The organism is Psychrobacillus lasiicapitis (genome assembly GCF_006861795.1).
In the GTDB taxonomy this organism is placed as follows: Bacteria; Bacillota; Bacilli; order Bacillales_A; family Planococcaceae; genus Psychrobacillus; species Psychrobacillus lasiicapitis.
In genome coordinates this window covers 1-23,655 of the sequence record NZ_VDGH01000012.1, presented here as the reverse complement: position 1 = coordinate 23,655, position 23,655 = coordinate 1, and the positions used below count along the sequence as shown (strand labels likewise).

Below are 23,655 nucleotides of genomic sequence, written 5' to 3'. Positions count from 1 at the left end.
GGAGAAAGTATGCTTGAGGTGAAAAATTTAAAAGCTTATATAGATACACCAGCAGGTATAGTAAAAGCTGTCGATGATGTTTCGTTCTCTTTAAAAGCTGGAGAAACAATCGGGATTGTTGGTGAATCAGGGAGTGGAAAAAGTGTTTTAGCTCTTTCTTTAATGCAACTAAATCCTTCTCCTCCTACATTTTATCCACAAGGTGAAATTTTGTTGGAAGGAAAGAATTTACTCCATTTAAAGGAAAAAGAGTTACGTAATCTAAGAGGGAATGACATTGCGATGATCTTTCAAGACCCAATGTCTAGTTTAAATCCTATTTTTAAAATAGGCACTCAGCTAATGGAAGCCATTCGAACACATCAGAATATTAATCGTGCTGAAGCAAAAAAGAAAGCGATTGTGTTATTAAAGGATGTAGGAATTTCAGATCCAGAACGTCGCATGAATGACTATCCACATCAGCTTTCCGGTGGTATGAGACAGCGTGTAATGATCGCGATTGCTTTAGCAGGAAAACCGAAGATTCTAATTGCGGACGAACCAACAACAGCGTTGGATGTGACAATCCAAGCTCAAATATTAGATTTAATGAAAGATATTCAAAAAAAATACGGTACTGCTATTATCATAATTACACATGACCTAGGGGTAGTGGCCCAATTAGCAGACAAAATAGTAGTGATGTATTCTGGAAGAATTGTAGAAGAAGGAAAAACAGAGGATATTTTTTATCATACGGCGATGCCCTATACGTGGTCTTTATTGCGTTCGATGCCAAGAATTGATACGAGTTCACGCGAACGCTTAATACCTATTCAAGGCCAGCCTCCAAATCTAGTGTCACCACCTGAAGGATGTAACTTCAATCCGAGATGTCCATTTGCTACCGCAGATTGTTTAAAGATAGATCCGAGCCTGACGGAAAGAGGAGTAGGGCATTATGCGGCTTGTATTTTATCTGAAAAAATATTTGAAGAAGGCAAGCTACAACTAGAGAATTTTGAAACGAAAGGAGTTCCTCTATAATGTCACAAGAATTGCTTCGGATTCAAGATTTGGAAATGCATTTCCCGATAAAGGAGGGAGTGCTCCAAAAAACAACTGGTTATGTAAAGGCAGTTAACGGAGTTAGCTTATCGGTCAATAAAGGAGAAACACTGGGCATTGTTGGGGAATCAGGATGTGGAAAAAGTACATTAGCAAAAACTATTTTAGGATTATTAAAACCTACCTCTGGAGATATTTTTTACGAAGGAGAAAGTATTTTAAATTACAATGCAAAGCAAATGCATGAACTTCGACGTAATATACAAATGGTATTTCAAGATCCTTTTTCTAGTTTAAATCCAAGAATGCAAGTAGGGGACATAATTGCCGCTCCACTAAAAGCATATAAGACAACAAAAAATGTGAAACAGCGTGTACAAGAACTAATGGAACTTGTTGGATTAAAACCAGAGTATTATCATCGACTACCACACGAATTTTCAGGTGGTCAAAGACAGCGAATAGGAATTGCACGCGCAATTGCGCTCGAACCCAAATTGATAGTATGTGACGAGCCAGTTAGTGCACTCGATGTATCCGTCCAAGCCCAAGTGATCAACTTGTTGGAAGATTTGCAGAAAGAGTTAGGGTTAACCTATATTTTTATTGCGCATGATTTATCTGTTATAAAACATATGGCAGATCGCGTTGGGGTTATGTATTTAGGGAAAGTAATGGAGTTGTCGGATAATGATTCGTTCTATCAGAATGCACAACATCCGTATACGAATGCGTTATTATCGGCAATCCCTTTACCTGATCCCGTAAAAGAAAAGGAGAGAGAGCGAATTGTTTTAAAAGGGGATTTACCTTCTCCAGCCAATCCGCCTTCTGGTTGCGTATTTCATACAAGATGCCCAAGGGCACAAGATTACTGTAAAAAGAATGTTCCATTATTAGAAACGAAAGAGGATGGAACTCATACGGTAGCATGTTTTTTCCCGATTGAGCATGCGGAACAGATACAAAACTAAAAGACTCTATTTGAAGGGGATCACCTTTTCAAATAGAGTCTTTTTTGTAGCTTAGAAAATTATAAGCTTACTGATTTGTAGATCATTATAGGAAAACTGTGCGGTAGTAAGTTGAATGTGAAGTGTCCGCTAGGATTTTCGCTACAGGGCGGACGCTTTCCGCCGGCTTGGCTTCAGCCGCTTCCTTCGCTCCTCTCAGTCCAGGATCTTCAGCTCAAGCTATTCCGGCAGGAGTCGCCGCTCTTTCGCTCCAATTGCTTACTTATCGGATTTCAATGGAGAGATTTACGCATTAAGGAAATTTGAGCAATCCAATACTCAATGTAAGAAATCAACAGATCGACGAAAGCAACCATTTCTTCCAGCAATTATGTATAACTTAGTGGTTATTCGCAATATGTATTGCCAATCTTATCGAACGCTTTTGGCTGTAGCACGCCAAAGCCGCATAGCCGAAGTCATGAGACCCACTCGGGCGAAGTACGAGTTGGCTCATGCGAGGTGCGGCAAGTGCGAAGGCTCAGTGGCTATTTCTTACTGCCAAGTTTCTCAATTATGTGCCACATCTCAATATAATTGACCATTTTCATATGCCATATCGGGGCAGATAGAGGAGCTTGCACTATTTTTCTTAAACGATTTGTATATTCACTATTTTTATAGAAGGGTCGATATTAGTGTCAGTCTGCTCTTCAATGAGCCAGTTTATAGATAGGAGTTGCTGCAAGGCTGGAAATTTTTGTGTTTCTATTTCTAAACGATGGATTCCCGTTTCGGATATTTCATAGTCTTTCTCAGCGACTTTATCGAACTTCATTTGTAAAAGATTTTTAAGCCCGTTCATCGTTAAAAACTTCACCGTGTATCCATCTTGAAGGACGGATTTAAAAGTGTCTTTATCTTGCTCATATAAATTTAATAGATTATTAAAATCAAATTTTTTATTTATCCGCTTCAAATCGCTAATATCCTTTTTCTCGAGTAAGACAACCATTTCCTCATTAGATATTCCACTACTGCGTAATGTTTCAATCATATAAGCATCCATCAGTGATATTTTGTTATTTTCCATTTCTAGACCTCCATTATAATAACTAAATTCTTATCTTAATTATAACAGAATTCACACAGTTAAATTGAATGGTTGACTAGTACTATAGAGTAATGATGGACTAGGCTTAACATTTTTCTTCAATGTGTTCCGAGACCATATTCTTCTAAAAGCTAAAATACTCAGCCTTAAAAATTATTAAATTACACTTTTCTGCTAACTATTGTTGGGTAATGACTTATATAATCGAGCCTCTTTTACTTTTTTTCCTATATGCTGAAGATAAATTTTACTCTCCTCCTAGTGAGTTCTACTATTAATGCTTTAAGTTTGTAAGTAGGTATAGAAAAATTCTAACTTCTAGTTTTCAAAGTTCCCCAAATAAAATGGAGCGCATAAATGACACAGTCACTTATACGCTCCAACTATTGGGTTCAATTTATTTTATTTTCTTGAATTTCCACTTCTTCGATTTATTATCGTAGTAAGCACCTTCTACAGTAGGTTTTTTACCTTCTGTAACGATGATGAAGTAGTCTTTAAAGCCTTGTGTTATTTTATTATTTTTGCTATCAAAGAAAGCGATGTCTTTCAACTTCAGATTATCTTTTATCTTGTCTTTGTTCTTTTCTTTTAATAGACCTGGTGGTACATGATAATCTAAGTAAAGTGTAAACTCACCACTCTTAGCAAGCGTATGAAAGTTCGTTTCAGGGATAGTGAATGTTCCAGTCATAAGTGTAATGATGACATCTTTATTGGCCGCGTTTATTTTCTTCGTAGCTTCATCCGTGAAACGAATATAAACGTTTCCGGCATCGTGCAATACTGAACCGTCTACTGTGATAACAGCTTTAGAAGTATCTACCTGGTCAGCGGTAATTACTGCTTCACCAGCCTTGTTAGATTGAACTGTGACGTTGATCGTTACTTTATTGTCCCCGTAGGTTGCTGTAATTGTTGTTTTTCCAGCTGCTTGTGCTGTAATCGCACCTTTTTCTACAGAAATGACTTTCTTATCAAAGCCACTGTAAACTGCCTGGGCCGTTACATCTTTTGTTGAAGTAGTACCGTCTTGTTTCATCGCAGTTTCTGTTAATGTAACTTGCTCCGTTTGACCTGCTTTTAATTGTACTGATGTTTTATTCGCCTGAAGAGTATACGTTTCTTTTTCCTTCAATTCTACTTGGACTAAAACAGGATCGTGATCAGATGCACGACCGTGAATATCCATGTAATTCGCGTTAATATGAATCATGTCTACCGCCGTTTTATCTGCTATGTTGTTCGTTACTAAAATGTGGTCTAGTACTTGGTTGTTTCCTTGATAGTAATAAGAAAAACGTTGACCAGTGGGTACTTTTTCTACCATATTCGTTAAAATGCCGCCTTTAAGGGCAGAAAGAGTAGGGGTGAATTCAAAATCATTCATATCACCAGCTACAATTACTTTTAAGTTTGGATCTTTCGCTTGCCCTGCTTTGATAAAGTTATTAATCATTGTTGCTATTTCTATTCGTTGTGCTTCCGAGCCTAGGTATGGTGGTTGATGTTTCCCAAATAAAGGCTGATCTCCACCTTTAGAATTTAAATGTGCTCCGATAACAACAATTTTTTCCCCTTTAAATTCAAATTGAGCCGCAAGTGGTTTACGCGTATTAGGTAGTGGGATATCTAGAATACGACCTGGGTTTAACGTTAAATTACCATTTTCATCCCAGTCTACTTTATCGGTGGAGCCACCTTTTGTACCTTCTAATAAAGTAACACGCTCAGGATTGTATAAGTATCCTACTCGAATATTACCACCTGGTTGTCCACCATCCTGATCATACTCAGGTGCAATGTCTGTCCATTTATATACCGGACCTCCAGCTGAAACGATAGCAGCTATTAAGCGTTCGTAACTAGCGGATGCATCAGATATACCAGAAGCTGTGGGCCCGTCATTATCTTGAACTTCTAATAATGTAATAATATCTGGTGATTTCATATTTTCCACGAATGATTTTGCTATTCTCGCTACTTTTTCATCGGGAGTATTTTCTTTATTTGTTGAAAAATTTTCCACATTGTAAGAAGCTACTGTTAGTTTATCTTCTTTTGGTTCAATATTTGTTATTACATTAGGTTTTTCAATCCGAGTGATTGGTGGAAGAGAAGATTCTTCTGACCATAACTTGAAATTTCCAAAGCCGTAGCCCATTACACCAACAATATTCCCTGTATAATAGTCACCAGATTTTGCGTCATAGTTTTCATTATCAATATCTACTAAAATTCTTTCTGGATTGTAGTCATTTGCTGAAATATTAATGCCACCTAAAGCGTTGAATGTTGTATTAGTAGAATTCCCAGCAACAACAGCTATCTCGCCATAGTCTTGTGGACCAACTACTTTTGCATTGGGAACAGCGATACGCATTAATTCAACAGATTCCCAAAAATCGATTCCATCTTCCAGTGGATCAAAAGAAGTTAAGCCATCATTGTCGATTATTTCGGTTGGCGGTAAAATATCTTCCCCGATAACTAAAGGAGCGGGTAGAGCCGCTGTTCCATTTTTTGTAACAGCTGTCGCACGAATTCTTGTAATTGGTAAATCATTTGCCTTCATATCCGAATAGCCTTCGTAATACCATTCCTCAACAGTTCCTGCAACGGATACTAAATCGCCGACTTTAAGTCCATTAGAAGCTTTGTTAACAATGATCGCTTCTGAAGTAGTTTTGTCATCATCCGGATTAATGTCTTGAATGACAAAGTTTGCTGAGTTATACAAGTGTGTTACGACTCCAGTGATGTTTTGTACGTTTGCCCCTTCATAAGGAGAGAAGTGTCCGTTTCCTTGAATATCGTGAATGACAAGGTTATTTGACTTCAGTACATTGTACGTAAAAGTGAATACATCAGAAGTAATATCACTTACAGCAATTGCTTTAATTGTTGTAGTCTTCGTTAGTTTAATAGGAGCGTTATACTTTGTACTTTCCAACGTAGGAGTCGAGCCATCTAGTGTATAGCGGATAGTCGCACCTTCAATTGGTGTCATTAGAGAAATTTCTGTTCCTTCCGAAATAGTTCCAGGTAAAACATCCGTGTAAACATCAGGTTTATTTACTTGTTCAAAGCTCTCTAAACCGAGTGTTTTCACCTGATAGCTTGTATTGAATTTGGAAGCGATACCAGAAACATGTATTAAATCGCCATTTTTATATTGTTTGATGAATGTATCGTATTCTAATCCGTTTCGATTATCATTTCGAATAACAACAGATTCACCATTTTCATCTGTTGCAGTGAATTCGAATGTCCCGAAGTCATTTGATTTCACTAAATTCGAGATGGTCACGTTATTAAGCTGAATACGCTCTGCTTGCGTTTCTTCATTTACCCCAGTTGGTGTAATTTCTTGGATTGTGGGAAGGGGATTTCCAGAAGAAATTTTCGAAATTTTAGTCGGCTGGATTTGAAGCTCCCCACTGTATGGACTTACTTTTCCTTCAAGATCTACAATATCTCCAGGATTTACATCTGCTGAATTAGTAAAAGCATAAATTCCGGCTGTTTCATCTTGGATGTAGAAACCTTTTCCACCCCAGAAACCAGTGCCTGTGGTTACTGTTCCTTGCACTTTGATTACTTGATTTGCATCCGTTATAGCACGAGCTGCAGCGACATTTTCTAAATCTTCCACTTCAGGAGGAGTTGGTATTTCTCCATTTGAAATAATCGTGTATGCACTTGCATTTCTCAGTCCCGGAACACTGAAATAAGCGGATAATGTGCCGGTTATTGTCACTTCCCCTTTGAATAAATTAGGGTTGTCCACCAAATTTAAACCAGCCCGAACTGCACCAATTGGTAATTGAACTGGTAATATTTTTGATGCGTCCGTTTCATTCGGAGAGTCGGCAAGCCCCACATTGGTTGCTACTGTAAAAGGCGCTTCTTGATCATAAGAAGTTCCAGAGCTTGCTGTCCCTACGATAAATCCTTGAACGGTTGCTGTGCCTGTATTGTTTGCAATAGCATCAGCAACCGATATAGGTTCTGTTGCTTGCGCTGTTGGTGTAGCGATAAATGGTAAAACCATCGTTAATACTAACAAGAGAGATAGGGCTACCTTGCTGAAAACGTGATTCTTCGTGTCACTTTTTGTCAACTAACTCACTCCTTGGCATATATTGTTTGATGCAAATAAATTATAGCAAAACAAAATTAGTAAAAAGATAGGATATTGTAAAATTTCCAATATTGAAACAAAAACAGGAAGGAAGTATGTACGGAAAAAATTTTGACTATGAAAATATAATTATAGTGAAGTGAATACAAAGTCATTATTACAGGTGCCAGGCACCCGTGACAATTCTGTGATATTTGGTTTTTGAACTTTATAGTATTACAAGTGCTTGGCACCTGTAAAATCTCGAAATAATTAAATGGTTGCGCTTAATGCTCGGTATATTTTACTAGTAAGGAGGGGCCATTTTTTAGGTGAATTCTATAAGTTTCTTATTATTTCAACAAAAGATACAATATGAGTACATATCAAGTAATATAAACTTCTAAAGAAAGGGGAACGAATATGACATTTTCAGTTATTGGTTTTGATCCGCAAACAAATGAATTGGGGGTAGCGGTAGCATCCAAATTTTTGTGTGTTGGAGCAGTGGTACCGTATGCAAAAGCAGGGGTTGGAGCAATCGCGACACAGTCTTGGGCTAATTTGGAATATGGAAACCATGGCTTGGACATGCTAGAAAAAGGGGTTACACCGGAACAAGTAATAAAAGAGCTTACTAAAAATGATAATAGTTCTACTTATAGGCAAGTTGGAATTGTTGATGCTAGGGGACAAAGTGCAACATTCACGGGCGAGGATTGCTATAACTGGGCTGGTGGTTATGCAGGGGAGAATTTTGCAGTGCAAGGAAATATACAGTAGATCAACATACAGTCGAGGCGATGAAAACTGCGTTTATGCAGGCGGAGGGATCTCTAGCTGAGCGCTTGATAGAATCACTACAAGCAGGGGAAGGCGCAGGTGGTGATAGAAGAGGAAAACAATCTGCAGCTTTATTAGTCGTAAAAGAGAATGGCAGTTATGGCGGTTATAATGACCGCTACATCGATCTTCGTGTGGATGATCACAAAGAACCAGTACATGAATTAGCTAGATTGTTGAAACTGCATAGACTTTATTTTGAACCAACGTTACCAACGGATATTGTGGCGATTGAAGGGGAACTAGAAAAAGAAATTCAAATTCTCTTATATGAAAATGGTTATTTAGATAGAGGGTTGACGGAACTGGATGATTTATTGGACGCAGTGCAGTCGTATCATCTGATAGAAAACTTCGATGAGCGGGTACAAAAAAGGGGATTTATTGACTTAAAAGTACTGGAGTATATGCGGATAAAATAGAAGGCTCTATTGGGGAAGAACTACAAAAGCTTTTAATGAGGATGTTATAAATAAGTTACATCTAATAACTGTTTTATTCTATCAAATGAAAGAAGTATCAATGAATCGGATAGATGAATCAAAAATTGTAATTGTCAAACTGGTAAATGCAGTAGATAAAGTAACAAACTTCAACTCTACAGAAGTATACGCAACATACGTTTAAGAGCCTAAAAGTATCCTTTAGGCTCTTTTTATTAAAGTGTGTGTATGACTAGGCACCAATATAATTTAATTGGTCGAACTATATTTTAGAAAAAGGCTTTCTAAAGAAGTTAATATATTTACGATTGCGGTTCCCCAAGTAAGATGAAAATGCATAGCAATTTCAATAGTATAGCGTAATAATTTGTGTGGGGACTGGCACTTAAGAGTTATTTGTTAAGCTTCCATACAGCGTAATTAAGACCCAATGCAAATGTAACCCATCCGATATATGGCATCATAAGCACTCCGGCAGTCTTGTCTACTTTTTGAAACTCATAGGCAGTTAAAGCTATTAAGGCAAGCATCGTAACCATTTCTATCAATGCAGTCCCTCGAAGACCCCAACGAAAAAATAAGAATGACCATAAAAAGTTCAGACCCAGCTGTAATTCATATAAGGGGATCGCAGGTGTATTTTCTTTTGCATGCTTAACTTTTTCAGTCGCTCGATATTTTGCTATACCCATTATTGTATAAAGGGATGTCCATACGATAGGGAAGATAGCGGCTGGAGGAGCAAAGGAAGGCTGTTTAAGTTTTTTATATTTACTTTGTGCATTTCTGTTTGCTAACCATCCAGTAATAGATCCTCCTACAACAGGAATAAGAATACTAAGTGCTAATCGTTTTTTGTTGAGACGTCCATCTACTTTTAACAATTCCATATTATTTACCTCCTACCATTTAATACTCCTACTATTCCCTATTTCACAAAGGAAAACCAAAAATTTAATTATGTTATCTATTTTATAGAATTATCAGAATATGGTAGAGTAGAATAAAAACGAAATTCTGGAGGATCCAATGAAACTAAAAATTCTACATACAAATGACGTACATAGTAATTTCGCTAACTTTGCAAAGGTTGCAACACTTATTAAACAACATAAAGACGAACATACAATTGTGTTGGAAGGTGGAGATTTTGCCGATTTTAGAAGCATTGAGTTGCAAGGTACAAGAGGGATAGCGGCAATCGAGTTACTAGAGAATATTGGTTACGATGCGCTTACTATCGGAAATAATGAAATGTTCAATGGTGTAGATACACTTGAGCACATGGCGAGTAGTAGTTCTTTTCCCTTTATCAGTAATAATTTATTCAAAAAAGATAAGACGAAGATTAATGGTGTACATAAGAGTATTATTCTCGAAAAAAATGGTTTGCGAATTCTTGTTACTGGTTCTTCCCCTAATATGGATGTTTTTAATGATGGGTTGGGTATTTACATGACGGATTATAAAGAAGCAATCATAGAAGAAATAAAAAGAAATACAGGAAATTATGATATTTGCGTCCTTTTAAGCCATGTGGGGACATTTGCAGATGAGCCACTTGCGATGGAAATTCCAGAAATCGATATTATTATTTCGGCGCATGATCATAAACTTTTTGACAAAGCGAAAGTGATAAATAATACAATCATGAATAGTGCAGGAAACTATGGCGAGCATCTAGGAATTCTTGAACTAGAAATTAATGAAGGGAAAGTAGAACTGATTAACTCTTCTACCATTTCTTCCACAAAGGCAACTAAAGATGAGCAGGTTATATCTATATTAAAAACAAATAAAGAAAAAGCGATTGAGGTATTAAGTGAACCGCTATACAATCTTCCTCAACCTCTATGGCATGATGTGATTGAGGAAAATCCCATGACGAATTTAATAGCAGAAGGCTTAAAGGATATGCTTAAGTGTGATATCGGGCTCATTAACAGTGGTATTTGTAATGCGGGTATTTTTCATGAAATGACAAGGAAAAAACTAATTGAAATTTGTCCATCTCCATTAAACCCAACCTCTTTCGAAATTCAAGGAAAGTATATAAAGGAAGCACTGGAACAATCTTTGGATGCGCAAGTTTGCCTAGCAGATGGACGGGGACCAGGTTTTAGAGGGAAGTTTGCCGGTAGACTGCATATAGCTGGAGCGCAAATAGTCCATGATGGTAAAAATGTACAAGCTGTTTATGTGAACGATATGCCTTTAGAAGAAGAAACTTGGTATGCAGTGGCTAGCTCAGACTTTTTACAAAGAGGTTCAATCTATGAAAGCCTTGCAAACAATCGAAATGAAAAATATCTTGCCGAAGAAATTAAAGATGTTATTCGCTTATATGCAGATAAAGAGGAATTCATCGAGAAAGCATATGTAAACAGATGGAAAGAAAGAGCAGAATTGGAGGTACTACTTTGAAGCACAATGAGCCAAAGAAAATAAGGCAAAGAGGCGTAGTAATTGGACGTTTACCTGTCGGTGGAAAAAATTGCATTACCGATGTGGTGGATGTAAAAGTGGGACATGTAACGCTAGACGATTCTCTGGGGGAAAGGGAATACGCTTGCACCGGAGTAACTGCCATTTTGCCACACGGTGGTAATTTATTTCAACAGAAAGTAGCTGGGGCAAGTTATGTATTGAATGGATTTGGGAAAACGACGGGACTTGTACAAGTAGATGAACTAGGACTTATTGAATCTCCCATCATGCTGACAAACACCTTTGCTGTTCCAGCAGTTACACAAGGGACGTTGGAATATATGTTAGAGGGAAATCCAGAGATTGGGGACACAACAGGAACGATCAACTTAGTTGTCGGAGAATGTAATGATAGCAGGTTGAATTCTATTCGGAAATTACCAATCGAGCCGAAGCATGCGATAGAATCCATACAAAAAGCTTCGACGGATGTTGCTACTGAAGGTGCAGTAGGCGCTGGAAAGGGAATGATTTGTTTTGGGTACAAAGGTGGTATTGGATCTTCCTCCCGTCTTGTCGGAGACTATACAATCGGTTGTTTAGTTCTTAGTAATTTTGGAAGACAGGAAGAGTTTCAAAGTGATCACTATAAAGTGAAAGAAACAAGCTCTGTCCTCACATTTCCGAAACCAGCGGATGGTTCTATTATAATTGTTTTGGCAACAGATGCACCGCTTAGCAGCAGACAGCTAAAGAGGGTGGCAAAGAGATGTGGTGTCGGACTAGGTAGAACTGGAAGTCATTTTAGTAATGGGAGCGGGGATGTAGTTATTGCATTCTCTACAGCCAATAAAGTCGCACATTTTACTGAAGAGAGTCTAGAAACTAGAATCCAGCTGAGGGACGACCATCCAATCATGAATGATCTTTTTCAAGGAGCGGCTGAAGTAACGGAAGAAGCAATATTAAATTCGTTGTCCCAAGCAGTTACTACAGAAGGTCGTTTGGGAAATATTGCATATAGTTATCCGTTCGAATGAGTATGCTTTAAACAGCCTGTTCGATAATAAGATGGCAAGTAAGGAAAGGCTGCTCTTGAGCAGCCTTTCCTCATGAACTGGCCATTAGAAGAAATTAGTTATACGTAGGCTTACGATTTAATAAGAAGTTTGTTATTCTATAAATAAACCATTATTTACAATCATCGTAATTTATAGAAAAGTAATATATTCAGTTGAAGTGAATGATTTGCAAACAAAAAGGGGGGACAATTGGATGATTACGGTAACAGCAGATTCTATTTCTATTGCTACCATTAGAAAAAAAGGCGGAGATTTAATCGTCGATTGGTTAAATCAGCATCAACAGTCGTTTTATATACTTGGCTCCTGTTATCTCAGCAGTCCACAACAAGTCGAAGAGCTTTTTTACCGGACCATTATAAAGGGTCAAAAGGAATTGCCTCGTTTTAATAATAAAATACGATTCGAAACGTGGATTACGTCCATATTCATACATAACTGCCGAGAGCTTTCTCTTGCTAAAAGTAAAGAAAGTGAAAATCTCCAAGGTATCTTTAAAGCACTAGATCAATTGCAACAGGAGGAAAAAGCAGCGGTCGTCCTTACATACGTACAACGATTTACTCAAGAAGAAGCTGCTTATCTTCTCCAAGTTTCAGTGGGAAAGTTAAAAGAGTTGTTGACTTCCGCAATCCAGAAACTTAGAAATGAAATATGGTTGGGAACGTCCTTTCATGGCTGTGGGGAGTATCGAAATGATTATCTCGACTACTTAGAACAAACAATGGAACGCTCGAAAAAGATCGATTTAGAAGTACATATATATGGGTGTCCACAATGTCAGGAAGAGTTGGCGGCCTTTCAGGATGTTAAATCGAATCTATCAAATCTTACAGATAGAATAGAAGAATTGCATATGCCGACTAATCTTATGGAGAATGTCAAAGAAAAGCTAAAAGAAAACGAGAAGCACAGGCAAGAGAAGAATAAGAAACATAAAAGAATGGGACTTGTTTTGGGCAGTGCATTCGCCATATTAATAGGTATAGGTTTTATTACAGGTACATTTGCCAATCTTTACTATTCATGGGTAGAAGAAGATCCGGAATTGATCTCCTTTTTACAACAAGATCTTGGTCAAAGGTTGAACCTGGAAGCAGAAAACGATGGGGTAAAAATTACGATTAAAAGTATAATTGCCGATGATGTGCAGACGCTACTATTTTATGAAATTGAAGATACGATGGAAGACAGCCAATATATGATGAATTATGATAATGGAATGTTAGTGAAGAATGGATTTGAAATTATGAACAATTCAACATATCCAAGGTATTATCCTCCTGACCTAGAATCAGATCTCAATAATAGAGAAAAAAACGTGTATCGAGGAAAAGTCAGTATGTTGCCACTTAATACCGACAGCGCAACAATCGAACTCCAAATTACCAATCTTCATAAATTGAATCGTGATTCCAATGAGCAGCAAAATTTTTGGGACTATGGAAACATTGAAAATAAAACAGGAGAGTGGAACTTCGAGATACCTGTAACAAAACAGCCTTCTGTCGAATATGCCTTGGATAAAGAAATTGAAATAGAAGGGATTCCGATTCGATTTGACAAACTAACCGCTGCGCCAACAGCTACAACTATTCAATTTAGTATTAACCATGGTTTAACAGAAAAGCGGGTAGACAATCTTAACTTTAACAATCTAGAAGTGAATAATAAAAAGATGGAAGCGGATATGTATGGTACCTCTTATGTGGATTTACAGCAAGATGTGAATTGGACAACTTTTCAAACGCATTTTGACCCTCTTTTTGGAGAAAAACCAAAAGAGGTTAATGTTCAACTAGAAGTTGCCAATTTAACGTTTGAAAACAAAAAAACAATTGAATTGGATAATACCCAGAAATATCCACAAACGTTTGAATATGTAGGAAGTACAATCTCTATAGACAAGCAGGAAGATGAACAGTCTACCACTATTATCATAAGCAATCATGAATTGGAGAATCGAGCTTATGAGACGTTTCATTACAATTTTGTAAATGAGTATGGTGGGTCATCTAGTGCAATGGAGATGAGTTCGGAAGGAGTACTTGTTGATAAAAATGGGGTAGATTACGAACTGAATCAACCTAATTTCAGATATGAAGAAATCGAACAACCCCGTTATTTCACTACGGTTGATAGGGCTAAGTTCTATAGTGAAAATGATATTCCAAAAAAACTGGAGATTTACGGATATCAAACAACGAAATATCTAGATGATGTTGTGAAACTCTCCTTGAAAGAGCAGGTCAGGGAAAAGAATTAAATGATATAAATACAAACCGGCGCATTTCTGTTACAGGAATGCGCCAAGATTTATCGAATAGCTTTTAAGCTAAAAAGAGTGATGATTAAAAAGTTCACTGTTCAAATAGTATGTACAGCTATACAAGTATTTAGCGAAACATTCTTGTAATTCTAAATAGTTATGTTAAGATTTAGATGCATGAACAATTAAATAGATGACTGCTAGGGGAGCCTATTATAGGCTGAGACACATCATGGATGTAAACCCTTTGAACCTGATCTAGTTAATACTAGCGGAGGGAAGCAGCTGGTCCCCTACTGTCGTATGTTTAGTTTAACTGTGTAGAAAACAGCCGCTTTCCGTTTATGGAGAGCGGTTTTTTGTTTTCTGAAATATAGCTGGGAAGGGGAAAGAAATGGAGAAAGAAATACAAAATCGAATTATTAAAGCAGTAAATGAACATAAAGAGGAACTCCTGTTGATACTGGAAGAATTAGTTAGCTTCCCAACAGTAAGTCCTCCTGCAAGAAATACAGGGGAGATACAAAATTATATTGCCAACTTTTTAGAAGCACACCAATTTGAAACCGATAGTTGGGATGTGTTTCCAAATGATCCGAATGTAGTAGGGATAAAAAGAGGGTCAGAAGGATTGCATTATCACAGTCTAATCATTAATGGACATATTGATGTGGCAGAAGTTGGGGATGAGAGTGCTTGGACTGTGCCAGCATTTAAGCTAACAAATAAAGATGGATATGTATTTGGCAGAGGTACCTCTGATATGAAAGGCGCAATTGCAGCAACGTTGTTAGCTGTAAAACTATTAAAAGAGTTAAATATCGAAATTAAAGGTGATTTACAAATTCAGTCTGTTATTGGAGAAGAAGCAGGTGAAGCAGGAACGCTATCTTGTATAGAGAGAGGGTATACAGCTGATTTTGCTCTAGTAGTAGATGGAAGTGATCGACAAATTCATGGCCAAGGTGGAGTAATAACTGGTTGGATAACGATTAAAAGTAAGGAAGTTTTCCACGATGCCATGCGGATGAAAATGTTGCATGCAGGAGGATTAATAAAAGGCGCAAGTGCCATAGAAAAAATGATGAAAATTATTGAGGGTCTTCAAGAATTGGAGAGACATTGGGCAGTAACGAAGCAATATCCTGGATTTGCTCCCGGCACAACAACGATTAATCCGGCAGTTATTGAAGGTGGCAGGCACGCCGCTTTTGTAGCGGATGAATGCAGACTTTGGATTACGGTACATTTTTATCCGAATGAAACGTACGAATCAGTTACTACTGAAATAGAAAATCATTTAAACCAAGTAGCGATGGCTGATCCTTGGTTAAGGGAAAATCCTCTTCAATATCGTTGGGGCGGAAAATCTATGATTGAGGAACGTGGTGAGGTATTTCCGGCATTAAAAATGGATGCGGAACATCCAGCAGGTCTACTACTGGCAGCGTGTCACGAGCAGATAGAAAAAAATCCAGTCCAAATTGGGATGTCTAAATCTGTTACTGATGCAGGCTGGCTTGGGCAAGCAGGAATTCCGACTGTTATTTATGGTCCAGGAAAACTGGAAGAAGCACATTCGGTTGATGAAAAATTAAATATAGAGGAATTACTTTTGTTTACACAAACTCTATTGTTATTTATTTGCCAATGGTGCAATACCAAAAAATAAATGAAACCAATATTTCAGGAGGTAAGTCTTATGATATCTACAAAGAAATTTAGTGATCGACTATTTGAAAATGTAAAACCGATTTGGGCGAAAAATCATCAACATCCGTTTGTGCAAGAATTAGGAAAAGGAACATTAGCTGAAGAAAAGTTTATCCATTATATGAAGCAAGATTATGTCTACCTATTAGACTATTCGAAGCTTTTTGCGGTAGGAGTTCAAAAATCACTTGATTTAGAAATGATGACCAACTTTTCAAAAACCCTTCACGATACGCTCCATTTTGAAATGGATTTACATCGTGCTTTTGCTGCAGAGTTTGGTATTTCTAAAGAGGAGTTAGAAGCTACTAAGCCAACTCCTACAAATTTGGCCTATACACGCTATATGTTAAATGTTGCTCAAAATGGGTCGCTTGTAGAATTAGTTTCCTGTTTACTCCCTTGTGCTTGGGATTACTGGGAAATCGGGAAGCTACTACGCGCACAATATGGGGATAGTTTATCCACAAACAAATATGCAAAATGGATAGAAACTTATGATTCCGAAGAATTTGCAGCAGGAGCAAAGTGGTTAATCCAGTTAATGGATACGTTAACGGAAGGTAAACCCGAAAGAGAACTTGCTCAGATTGAAGAACATTTTCAAATGACGTCTAAATTCGAGTACTTGTTTTGGGAAATGAACGATCAATTAGAAGAATGGCCACTCTAAGGTAGAAGGTGAAAAGAATGAATAAAACAAGGAAGCTAACTTTGACATCGGTCATTATTGCGATTACGACCATATCTAGTCATCTCATATTTATACCGGTTGGTTTTGCTAAGATCTTCCCAATCCAGCATTTCGCAAATGTACTTTTGGCTGTGTTGTTAGGTCCGTGGTATGCAGTTGGGGGAGCATTAATCGTTTCTACTTTACGAAATTTATTGGGTACGGGCTCTATTTTTGCTTTTCCAGGAAGTGTAATTGGCGCACTTCTGGCTGGTTTCTTGTATTCAAAAACGAAAAAGCTTGGATTTGCATTTGTGGGAGAAGTTGTTGGTACTGGGATTCTCGGTGCCATTGCAACGTACCCGATAGGCGTCCTTCTATTTGGAAAAGAACTAACACTTTTTGGATTTGTGCCAGCCTTTATGTTTAGTTCGTTTACTGGAGCCTTTTTAGCGTTTGGATTGTTAAAAGTGATGATGAAAAACAAAATTATGGGAGGATTATTAAATGAAAACAGTGCTTACAATAGCAGGGTCTGATTCAGGAGGAGGAGCAGGTATCCAAGCAGATATTAAAGCAATCTCTGCAAATGGGGCATTCGGAATGTCTGTAATTACTGCAGTAACAGCACAAAATACAAAAGAGGTACGTTCTGTTCAACAAATTGATTTGCAAATTATTCAAGATCAGATAGAAGCAGTATTTGATGATATTCAAGTAGATGCAGTAAAAATTGGGATGCTCGGAAATGTTGAAACAGTTCAAGTAGTAGCAGAAACATTAAAAAAATATAAACCTAAGTATATTGTAGTAGATCCAGTCATGATCTCCAAAGGTGGCCATTACCTTTTGGAGGAATCTGCAGTGGAAGCTGTAAAGGAAAAAATACTTCCTCTTTCATCCATCATCACACCAAATATTCCAGAAGCAGAAGTATTAATAGGAAGAACGCTGCAAACGGAAGAGGAAATGTATAAAGCGTGTGAGCAAATAATGGAGATGGGTGTGGATGCTGTACTGATAAAAGGAGGACATTTAATAGGTCCTCCAAATGATCTTTTCTACAATGGGGTGGACTTTCATTGGTTAAAAGCGAATCGCATTCAGACAGAAAATACACATGGCACAGGTTGCACATTATCTTCTGCAATTGCAGCAAATTTAGCAAAAGGCTCTACTTTACTTGAGGCGGTGACACTAGCAAAACAGTATATAACTACTGCGATTACGCATAGTTTGTCTTTAGGTTCAGGACACGGACCGACACATCATTTTTATGATTTATATGAGAGCTCGAAAATGGGAATGAAATAGATAGGAGAAATACTAGATGAATAGAAAAGTAGTTAGTGACTTATTCTCACTTGTCCGCAGTCGAAACCCACTCGTTCATCATATTACCAATATGGTGACAATCAATGATTGTGCAAATGTAACCCTTGCAATTGGAGCTTCTCCTGTAATGGCAACAAGTGTTGAAGAAGTAGAGGAAATGGTTCAATTAGCAAATGCACTAGTGCTGAATATAGGGACAATTCAAGCGGAGACTTTTTCTGCAATGCTACTAGCTGGGAAAGCTGCAAATGAAAAAGGAATACCCGTTATATTCGACCCTGTAGGCGTAGGAGCTACAACGTATCGAAAGAAGGTAGCAGGAGAACTTTTAGCAAAAATAAGCGTAGCGATTATTAGAGGGAATGCAAGCGAGATCGATTCACTGATTGGTGGAAAAGGGAAAACGCGTGGTGTAGATGCAGGGGATAACTCATTGGATAGTAAAGAACTTGCGATGAAAGCTGCAAATCTTTTTTCTTGTGTTGTGGTAGTGAGTGGAAAAGTTGATATTGTATCTAATGGAAAAGAGATTGTTCAAATTGAAAACGGGGATATATGGTTAACAAAAGTAACAGGTACAGGATGTATGACATCCACCTTAATAGCTAGCTTTGCAGGAACAACAGATGATTATTTTTCAGCAAGTATCGCGGGAATGTCAGCAATGAGTTTAGCAGGAGAGCAAGCGAGAAGGAAACTTTCTGAAGGAGCAGGAATTGGCCAATTTAAAGTTAAATTGATGGATGAGATATTTCATTTAGATGAAAATATATGGGGGAAAGAGGTCTCTATTCTTGAATCTTGATATGACATTGTATTTAGTGACGGAAGAATCAGTACCGATCGATTCATTGTTAAAAGTGGTGGAGCAAGCAATCAAAGGTGGCGTAACGATTGTACAACTCCGAGAGAAAAGTAGTTTAGGAAAAGTGTTTTATGAGAAAGCAAAGGCAGTAAAAGAACTATTAGATTCATATAATGTTCCGTTAATAATAAATGATCGAATAGATATAGCAATTGCAGTAAATGCAGCAGGTGTGCATATTGGACAGTCTGATTTACCTCTTGCTGTTGTAAAGAAAATCGTCCCTAAATCATTTATTATTGGAGTTTCAGCTGGAACTCTAGAAGAAGCGAGAAATGCGGAAAGGAATGGAGCAACTTACTTAGGAGTGGGCTCTGTTTTTCCGACGGGTACAAAAGAGGATGCGGAGCTATTACCACACGGAGTGCTGGAAGAAATAACGAAAACTGTTACAATCCCTGTAGTGGCGATTGGTGGTATCGCGATAGAGAATGTTGATACATTACAACATACCGGAATTGCTGGAGTTGCTGTTGTTTCAGCAATAATGAAAGCAGATTCCCCTTCTCTTGCAGCGAAAAGTTTTTTAGAAAAGCTTAAGAAGTAGAAAAAAGAGGATATCCTTTGTATTTGATAGGGACATCCTCTTTTTCAATTTATTCTTTTGCAAAATCTAGCTTTACTTTACCTTCTACAAAGGTAAGGCTCGCATTGAACGTTTGACCGTTTTCTGCAACGAAGCCTTTGATAACATTTGTTTTCCCTTTTGTACAAAGAAGTTTAATCTGGCTTGGAGTAATCTTTTTCTTTAAAAAGAAGCCGTTAAACGTCTGTGTACACCCATTTTTGTATTCTGTGCAACCATAAAAACTTTTATGGGCGATTATGGATCCTTTTTTACACTTGGGACAAGTTACAATAGGATCTCTCTTGAATTTCGAATCATATTTTGATGCACGAGGAGCCAGTTTTATATCAATATTTTTTGTTTTTAATTGATTCGGGACTTCTTGTAACAAGCTTTGAATAAACTTTGCGATACTACCTAGAAACCGTTCTTGTGAACCTTCTCCATTGCCGATTTTTCGCAAGTATGTTTCCCATTTAGCGGTCATGGATGGGCTTGCAAGAAGATTTCCTTCAATTGCTTGGCAAAGCACACGCCCCTTATCGGTAATGGATACAATGTTTTTCTTTACATCAATATAGCCATGACGCTTAATTGTTTCAATAATTCCACTTCGAGTAGCTTCCGTTCCAAGACCTTCGACTTCTTTTAAAATATCTGTTTCATTTTTGTCCTCCACAAGTTTTCCACAAGTTTTCATCATGGCAATTAGTTGGCCTTCTGTGTAAGGCTTTGGAGGTTGGGTTTTTCCTTCTTTTATTCCAATATTACTTTCTACTTTTTCTTGTTCAACCAAAGGAGGAAGTGAGGGTTCTTCTTTTTCTGTTTCTTTAGAAGAACGAACAAACAATGCTTTCCAGCCTTTATCACGCTCTGTCTTTCCGATAGTGAAAAAAGGTAACCCATTTACATCGGTAGTCACTTTTGTTTCCGTATATAGATAATCAGTATGAAACATAGCGAGTGTCGTGCGAACGATTTCTTCGTATAGATTTCTTTCAATCTTGGATAACCCCGCAAGCTTAGCTTGTGTAGGTAGTTTTTTGGTCGGTATGATGGCATGGTGTTCTTGCACTTTTGAATTATCCACATAACGCTTTTTAGGCACGAGCGAAGCAACAGGGAAGGGGTGTCCAATAAGCTGTTGATATTCTGAGACTTGTCCTGCAAGATAAGAAAACTCACCTGTGGTTATAAAGCGAGAATCCGTTCTTGGATACGTCACAAGCTTCTTTTCATATAGCCCTTGCATGGTCTTCAAGACATCTGCCGGGCTCGTTTTCCACAAGCGATTGGCAGTTGCTTGTAATGTGGACAAAGAATGGAGCTGCGGTGGTGGCATCCGTTTATCCAGCTTTTCCACAGAAGTAATAATCCCAGGTGAATTTGGTTGGATATTATGCTTTGCGAGCAGTGCCTGAATGATCTCTCTTTTTGGCTCTTTCGCTTTCGCTTTTCCTTTATAGGTCCCATGCTCTGCTGTAAAGATTGCTTCCACTTCAAAGAACGGCTCCGAAACAAAGTTTTCTATCTCCATTTGTCGTTGATAAATTAAATAGATAGTTGGTGATTGAACACGACCGATTGGAAATACTTCTCGAATACCTTGTGATTGCAGGAGAAGCGAATATAATCTTGAGCCATTCATGCCGACAAGCCAGTCACTAATTTGACGGGCTTTCGCTTCTTCATACAACAGAAGGTCTTTGCGATTGTCCTGTAGATTTGCAAATCCTTTCCGCACTTCATCAACTTCAAGTGAATTTATCCACAATCGTTTAATCGTTTTTCCTCTCGCGCCTGTTTGGTTATATATACTATAGAATATATTCGAACCTTCACGGTCTACGTCGCATGCGTTAATAACAGTATCTGTCCCTTTTATAAGCTTTTTCACAATCGAAAACTGTTTAAATTTACCCTTTGCGACTTGGAATTCATATCGGTTCGGTAAAATCGGCAAACTGTTTAGCGACCATTTATCCCACTTCGGATCATATGCTTTTGGTTCTTTCAATTCTACTAAATGACCGATTCCCCAAGTTATATATGCTCCTTCTGGGAAAATCGGGCATGGGTTGATTTCTAAATATCCCTCGTGGCGCTTAACAGAAAAAGCGTCTGCGTATGCCTTTGCTTGGGATGGTTTTTCGGCTAAGATGACAGGTTTCATAGCGGCACCTCATTTCGGGTATAATAGAAACGTTCGTTCTTTTATTATCGCATAGATTAAGAAGGTTTTCTAATGCAATGGGAGTCTTAATTTTATTAATTCAGACATGATAGGTTATTTCATCATCCGCCTATGGAAGAAGGGGACCCTTTACTCGAGAGAGCATAAAAAGCGATTAGGGTTTCTCAGTGCTTCATGTAAAAGCTTTAAAGGTTTCATGAGTTAATCGTATAAAAGCTTGTAACGGAGGAGTCATCAACTTATCTTTGTGCCAAGCAATTTGAGTAAAAACTGGTGTTGAGGTGTTTAGCCAAGCCAATTCCTTCATTTTCCCTGAACGGATGTCAGACTCGATTGCCATTTCAGGTAGTACAGCTATACCCAATCCTGCAATAACACATTGTTTTATGGCCTCTATACTTCCGAACTCGTATTTATTTAATGGGTAAACCTTCGCTGAACGTAGATTGTCTTCTAATAAAGTTCGATAAGAACACCCAGTTTCAGTAAGCAAAAAGGTTTCTTGTTCTAAATCCTTTGGACAAACTTCCGGTCTTGCAAGTAATGGATGATCGGGCGCAACAACTAATTTGATATTTTCTTGTATAAGAGACTCTATTTTTAAGGCATCTCCTGGTTTTACTGTATCCATGATAAATGCAATATCGAGCAAACCCTCCAGTAGTTGCTTTCTAGCAATTTCGTCAGAATGTGCAGGCTTAAAAATGACTTTGACGTTAGGATATGTCTTCTTAAACTCCATGAGGATAGGAGGAAGTCGGTAAGTGCACTGGCTTTCCTGTGCCCCAATGGTAAGAGTCCCTGAGAGTTCTTCATCTCCTCCAACAGCCATCTTTGCCTCTTCATTCAGCCTAATCATTTTATCAGCGTATAATTGAAACTTGCACCCGGCTTCTGTCAAAATTAAGCGTTTACCTAGACGTTCAAACAACGGTGTTCCCAGTTCGGCTTCAAGTGATTTCATTTGTGCTGTTACGCTCGATTGAGCATAATTCAACATTTTAGCAGTTTGAGTAAAGTTCAACGTTTTAGCTGCTATCTGAAAGGTAATCAGATGTTTGTTCTCCAATTGTTTCACCTTCCTAAATCGTTTTTTACGATTGATTCAATCAAAATAATCTGTTTTAATGATTAATGTTTTCATTATATAATGGAAATTATAGAATAACAAATTCACAATAAAGTGGAGGGATTTATGATGACCATAGCAGTTCTGTACGGAGGAACTCGTCCAAACGGCAATACAGAGACATTAACAAAGAAGGCGATTCAAGGATTAGACGTGGAAGAGATATATTTGAAGGATTATTTGATTAAACCGATAGAGGATAAGCGACATGCTGAGGAAGGGTTTTCGGAAATCGATGATGATTATAATTCAATCATTGATTGCATACTTCAGCATGATATTCTTATTTTTTCTACGCCGATTTATTGGTATTCCATGTCGGGAACGACGAAAAATTTTATTGATCGCTGGTCTCAGACATTGAAAGACGCAAAGTATCCTGATTTTAAAAATCAAATGGCTCAAAAAAAAGCATATGTGATTGCAGTGGGTGGAGATAACCCATACGTGAAAGGCTTACCACTAATTCAGCAGTTCCAACATATTTTTGATTTTATGGGAACAAGTTTTGAAGGGTATATTATTGGGGAAGGTAACAAACCGGGGGAAATTCTACAAGATACACAAGCATTATATGCGGCTAGTAAATTTCAGGAAAGTATTCGCTAGTAAATCCTATGTAACCAATTTGTTGACTGGAACATACAAAATGCACATTAATCCAGATATCCAATCTGATATGTGCATTTTTTTATTGGTTAGGAAACTCTAGAAGATTTAGATAGGCGGGAACTTTTTTCAAGTAGTATTATAGGGAAACTGCGCGGTAGTGAGTTGAATGAAGTGGACGCTTGGATTTCCGCTACAGGGTGGACGCTTTCCGCCGGGTGAGCGATGAGCCATTCGCGCCGCTTAGGGCGTCGTTGGAATGGTT

Annotated in this window: 17 protein-coding genes, 1 pseudogene and 1 riboswitch; of the genes and pseudogenes, 13 read left to right on the top strand and 5 right to left on the bottom strand. The window is 37.9% G+C overall.

What is annotated here, in order from left to right:
* Positions 1-9: 9 nt before the first annotated feature.
* The gene (locus FG382_RS18380) at positions 10-1,029 is read left to right on the top strand and encodes an ABC transporter ATP-binding protein (RefSeq protein ID WP_142540355.1); all 1,020 of its coding nucleotides are present in this window, start codon (positions 10-12) and stop codon (positions 1,027-1,029) included.
* The gene (locus FG382_RS18375) at positions 1,029-2,024 is read left to right on the top strand and encodes an ABC transporter ATP-binding protein (protein WP_142540354.1); all 996 of its coding nucleotides are present in this window, start codon (positions 1,029-1,031) and stop codon (positions 2,022-2,024) included. The genes FG382_RS18380 and FG382_RS18375 overlap by 1 nt, the downstream gene beginning before the upstream one ends.
* A 631-nt stretch (positions 2,025-2,655) precedes the next feature.
* Here FG382_RS18375 and FG382_RS18370 read toward each other — a convergent pair.
* Complete coding sequence (locus FG382_RS18370) at positions 2,656-3,096, bottom strand: hypothetical protein (protein ID WP_142540353.1); 441 nt, start codon at positions 3,094-3,096, stop codon at positions 2,656-2,658.
* A 418-nt stretch (positions 3,097-3,514) separates the two neighbouring features.
* Positions 3,515-7,240 carry a DUF6359 domain-containing protein gene (locus tag FG382_RS18365; RefSeq protein WP_280525893.1) on the bottom strand — a complete coding sequence of 1,242 codons (3,726 nt, stop codon included), beginning with the start codon at positions 7,238-7,240 and terminating at the stop codon, positions 3,515-3,517.
* Between the two features lie 423 nt (positions 7,241-7,663).
* Between FG382_RS18365 and FG382_RS18360 the strand changes: the two are divergent.
* Positions 7,664-8,505 (top strand): annotated as a pseudogene (locus FG382_RS18360) (DUF1028 domain-containing protein).
* Positions 8,506-8,918: 413 nt separating this feature from the next.
* On the opposite strand, the gene FG382_RS18355 reads toward FG382_RS18360, so the two are convergent.
* Entirely contained in the window at positions 8,919-9,416 is a 498-nt protein-coding gene (locus FG382_RS18355) for a TspO/MBR family protein (protein WP_142540352.1), read from the bottom strand.
* A 139-nt stretch (positions 9,417-9,555) separates the two neighbouring features.
* Between FG382_RS18355 and FG382_RS18350 the strand changes: the two genes are divergently transcribed.
* The 9 genes from FG382_RS18350 (at position 9,556) to thiE (ending at position 19,437) form a co-directional block, all read left to right on the top strand.
* Positions 9,556-10,950, top strand: coding sequence for a bifunctional metallophosphatase/5'-nucleotidase (locus FG382_RS18350; RefSeq protein WP_142540351.1), 1,395 nt, complete (start codon positions 9,556-9,558; stop codon positions 10,948-10,950).
* Positions 10,947-11,993, top strand: a complete 1,047-nt coding sequence (locus FG382_RS18345) for a DmpA family aminopeptidase (protein ID WP_229677286.1) — start codon at positions 10,947-10,949, stop codon at positions 11,991-11,993. Before FG382_RS18350 ends, FG382_RS18345 begins: the two co-directional genes overlap by 4 nt.
* 235 nt (positions 11,994-12,228) lie before the next feature.
* On the top strand, positions 12,229-14,301 hold the full coding sequence (locus FG382_RS18340) for a DUF4179 domain-containing protein (protein ID WP_142540349.1): 2,073 nt from the start codon (positions 12,229-12,231) through the stop codon (positions 14,299-14,301).
* Positions 14,302-14,496: 195 nt separating this feature from the next.
* Positions 14,497-14,601, top strand: a riboswitch (TPP riboswitch).
* 97 nt (positions 14,602-14,698) lie between these two features.
* Positions 14,699-15,976 (top strand): acetylornithine deacetylase, encoded by a 1,278-nt coding sequence (locus FG382_RS18335; RefSeq protein ID WP_142540348.1) that lies wholly within the window; start codon positions 14,699-14,701, stop codon positions 15,974-15,976.
* Positions 15,977-16,690 (top strand): thiaminase II, encoded by a 714-nt coding sequence (gene tenA, locus FG382_RS18330; protein ID WP_142540347.1) that lies wholly within the window; start codon positions 15,977-15,979, stop codon positions 16,688-16,690.
* Positions 16,691-16,707: 17 nt separating this feature from the next.
* Positions 16,708-17,229 carry an energy coupling factor transporter S component ThiW gene (thiW, locus tag FG382_RS18325; RefSeq protein ID WP_142540346.1) on the top strand — a complete coding sequence of 174 codons (522 nt, stop codon included), beginning with the start codon at positions 16,708-16,710 and terminating at the stop codon, positions 17,227-17,229.
* A complete protein-coding gene (gene thiD / locus FG382_RS18320) occupies positions 17,198-18,004 on the top strand; it encodes a bifunctional hydroxymethylpyrimidine kinase/phosphomethylpyrimidine kinase (protein WP_142540345.1) in 807 nt (268 codons plus the stop codon). The genes thiW and thiD overlap by 32 nt, the downstream gene beginning before the upstream one ends.
* A 16-nt stretch (positions 18,005-18,020) precedes the next feature.
* Complete coding sequence (gene thiM / locus FG382_RS18315) at positions 18,021-18,830, top strand: hydroxyethylthiazole kinase (RefSeq protein ID WP_142540344.1); 810 nt, start codon at positions 18,021-18,023, stop codon at positions 18,828-18,830.
* On the top strand, positions 18,820-19,437 hold the full coding sequence (gene thiE / locus FG382_RS18310; RefSeq protein WP_211356426.1) for a thiamine phosphate synthase: 618 nt from the start codon (positions 18,820-18,822) through the stop codon (positions 19,435-19,437). The genes thiM and thiE overlap by 11 nt, the downstream gene beginning before the upstream one ends.
* 49 nt (positions 19,438-19,486) lie before the next feature.
* On the opposite strand, the gene FG382_RS18305 is transcribed toward thiE, so the two are convergent.
* Together FG382_RS18305 and FG382_RS18300 are read right to left on the bottom strand one after the other, a co-directional pair.
* Entirely contained in the window at positions 19,487-21,631 is a 2,145-nt protein-coding gene (locus FG382_RS18305) for a type IA DNA topoisomerase (protein WP_142540342.1), read from the bottom strand.
* 193 nt (positions 21,632-21,824) lie between these two features.
* Complete coding sequence (locus tag FG382_RS18300; protein ID WP_142540341.1) at positions 21,825-22,721, bottom strand: LysR family transcriptional regulator; 897 nt, start codon at positions 22,719-22,721, stop codon at positions 21,825-21,827.
* Positions 22,722-22,850: 129 nt separating this feature from the next.
* On the opposite strand from FG382_RS18300, the gene FG382_RS18295 reads away from it, so the two are divergent.
* On the top strand, positions 22,851-23,390 hold the full coding sequence (locus FG382_RS18295; RefSeq protein ID WP_142540340.1) for a flavodoxin family protein: 540 nt from the start codon (positions 22,851-22,853) through the stop codon (positions 23,388-23,390).
* The last annotated feature ends 265 nt before the right edge of the window (positions 23,391-23,655 follow it).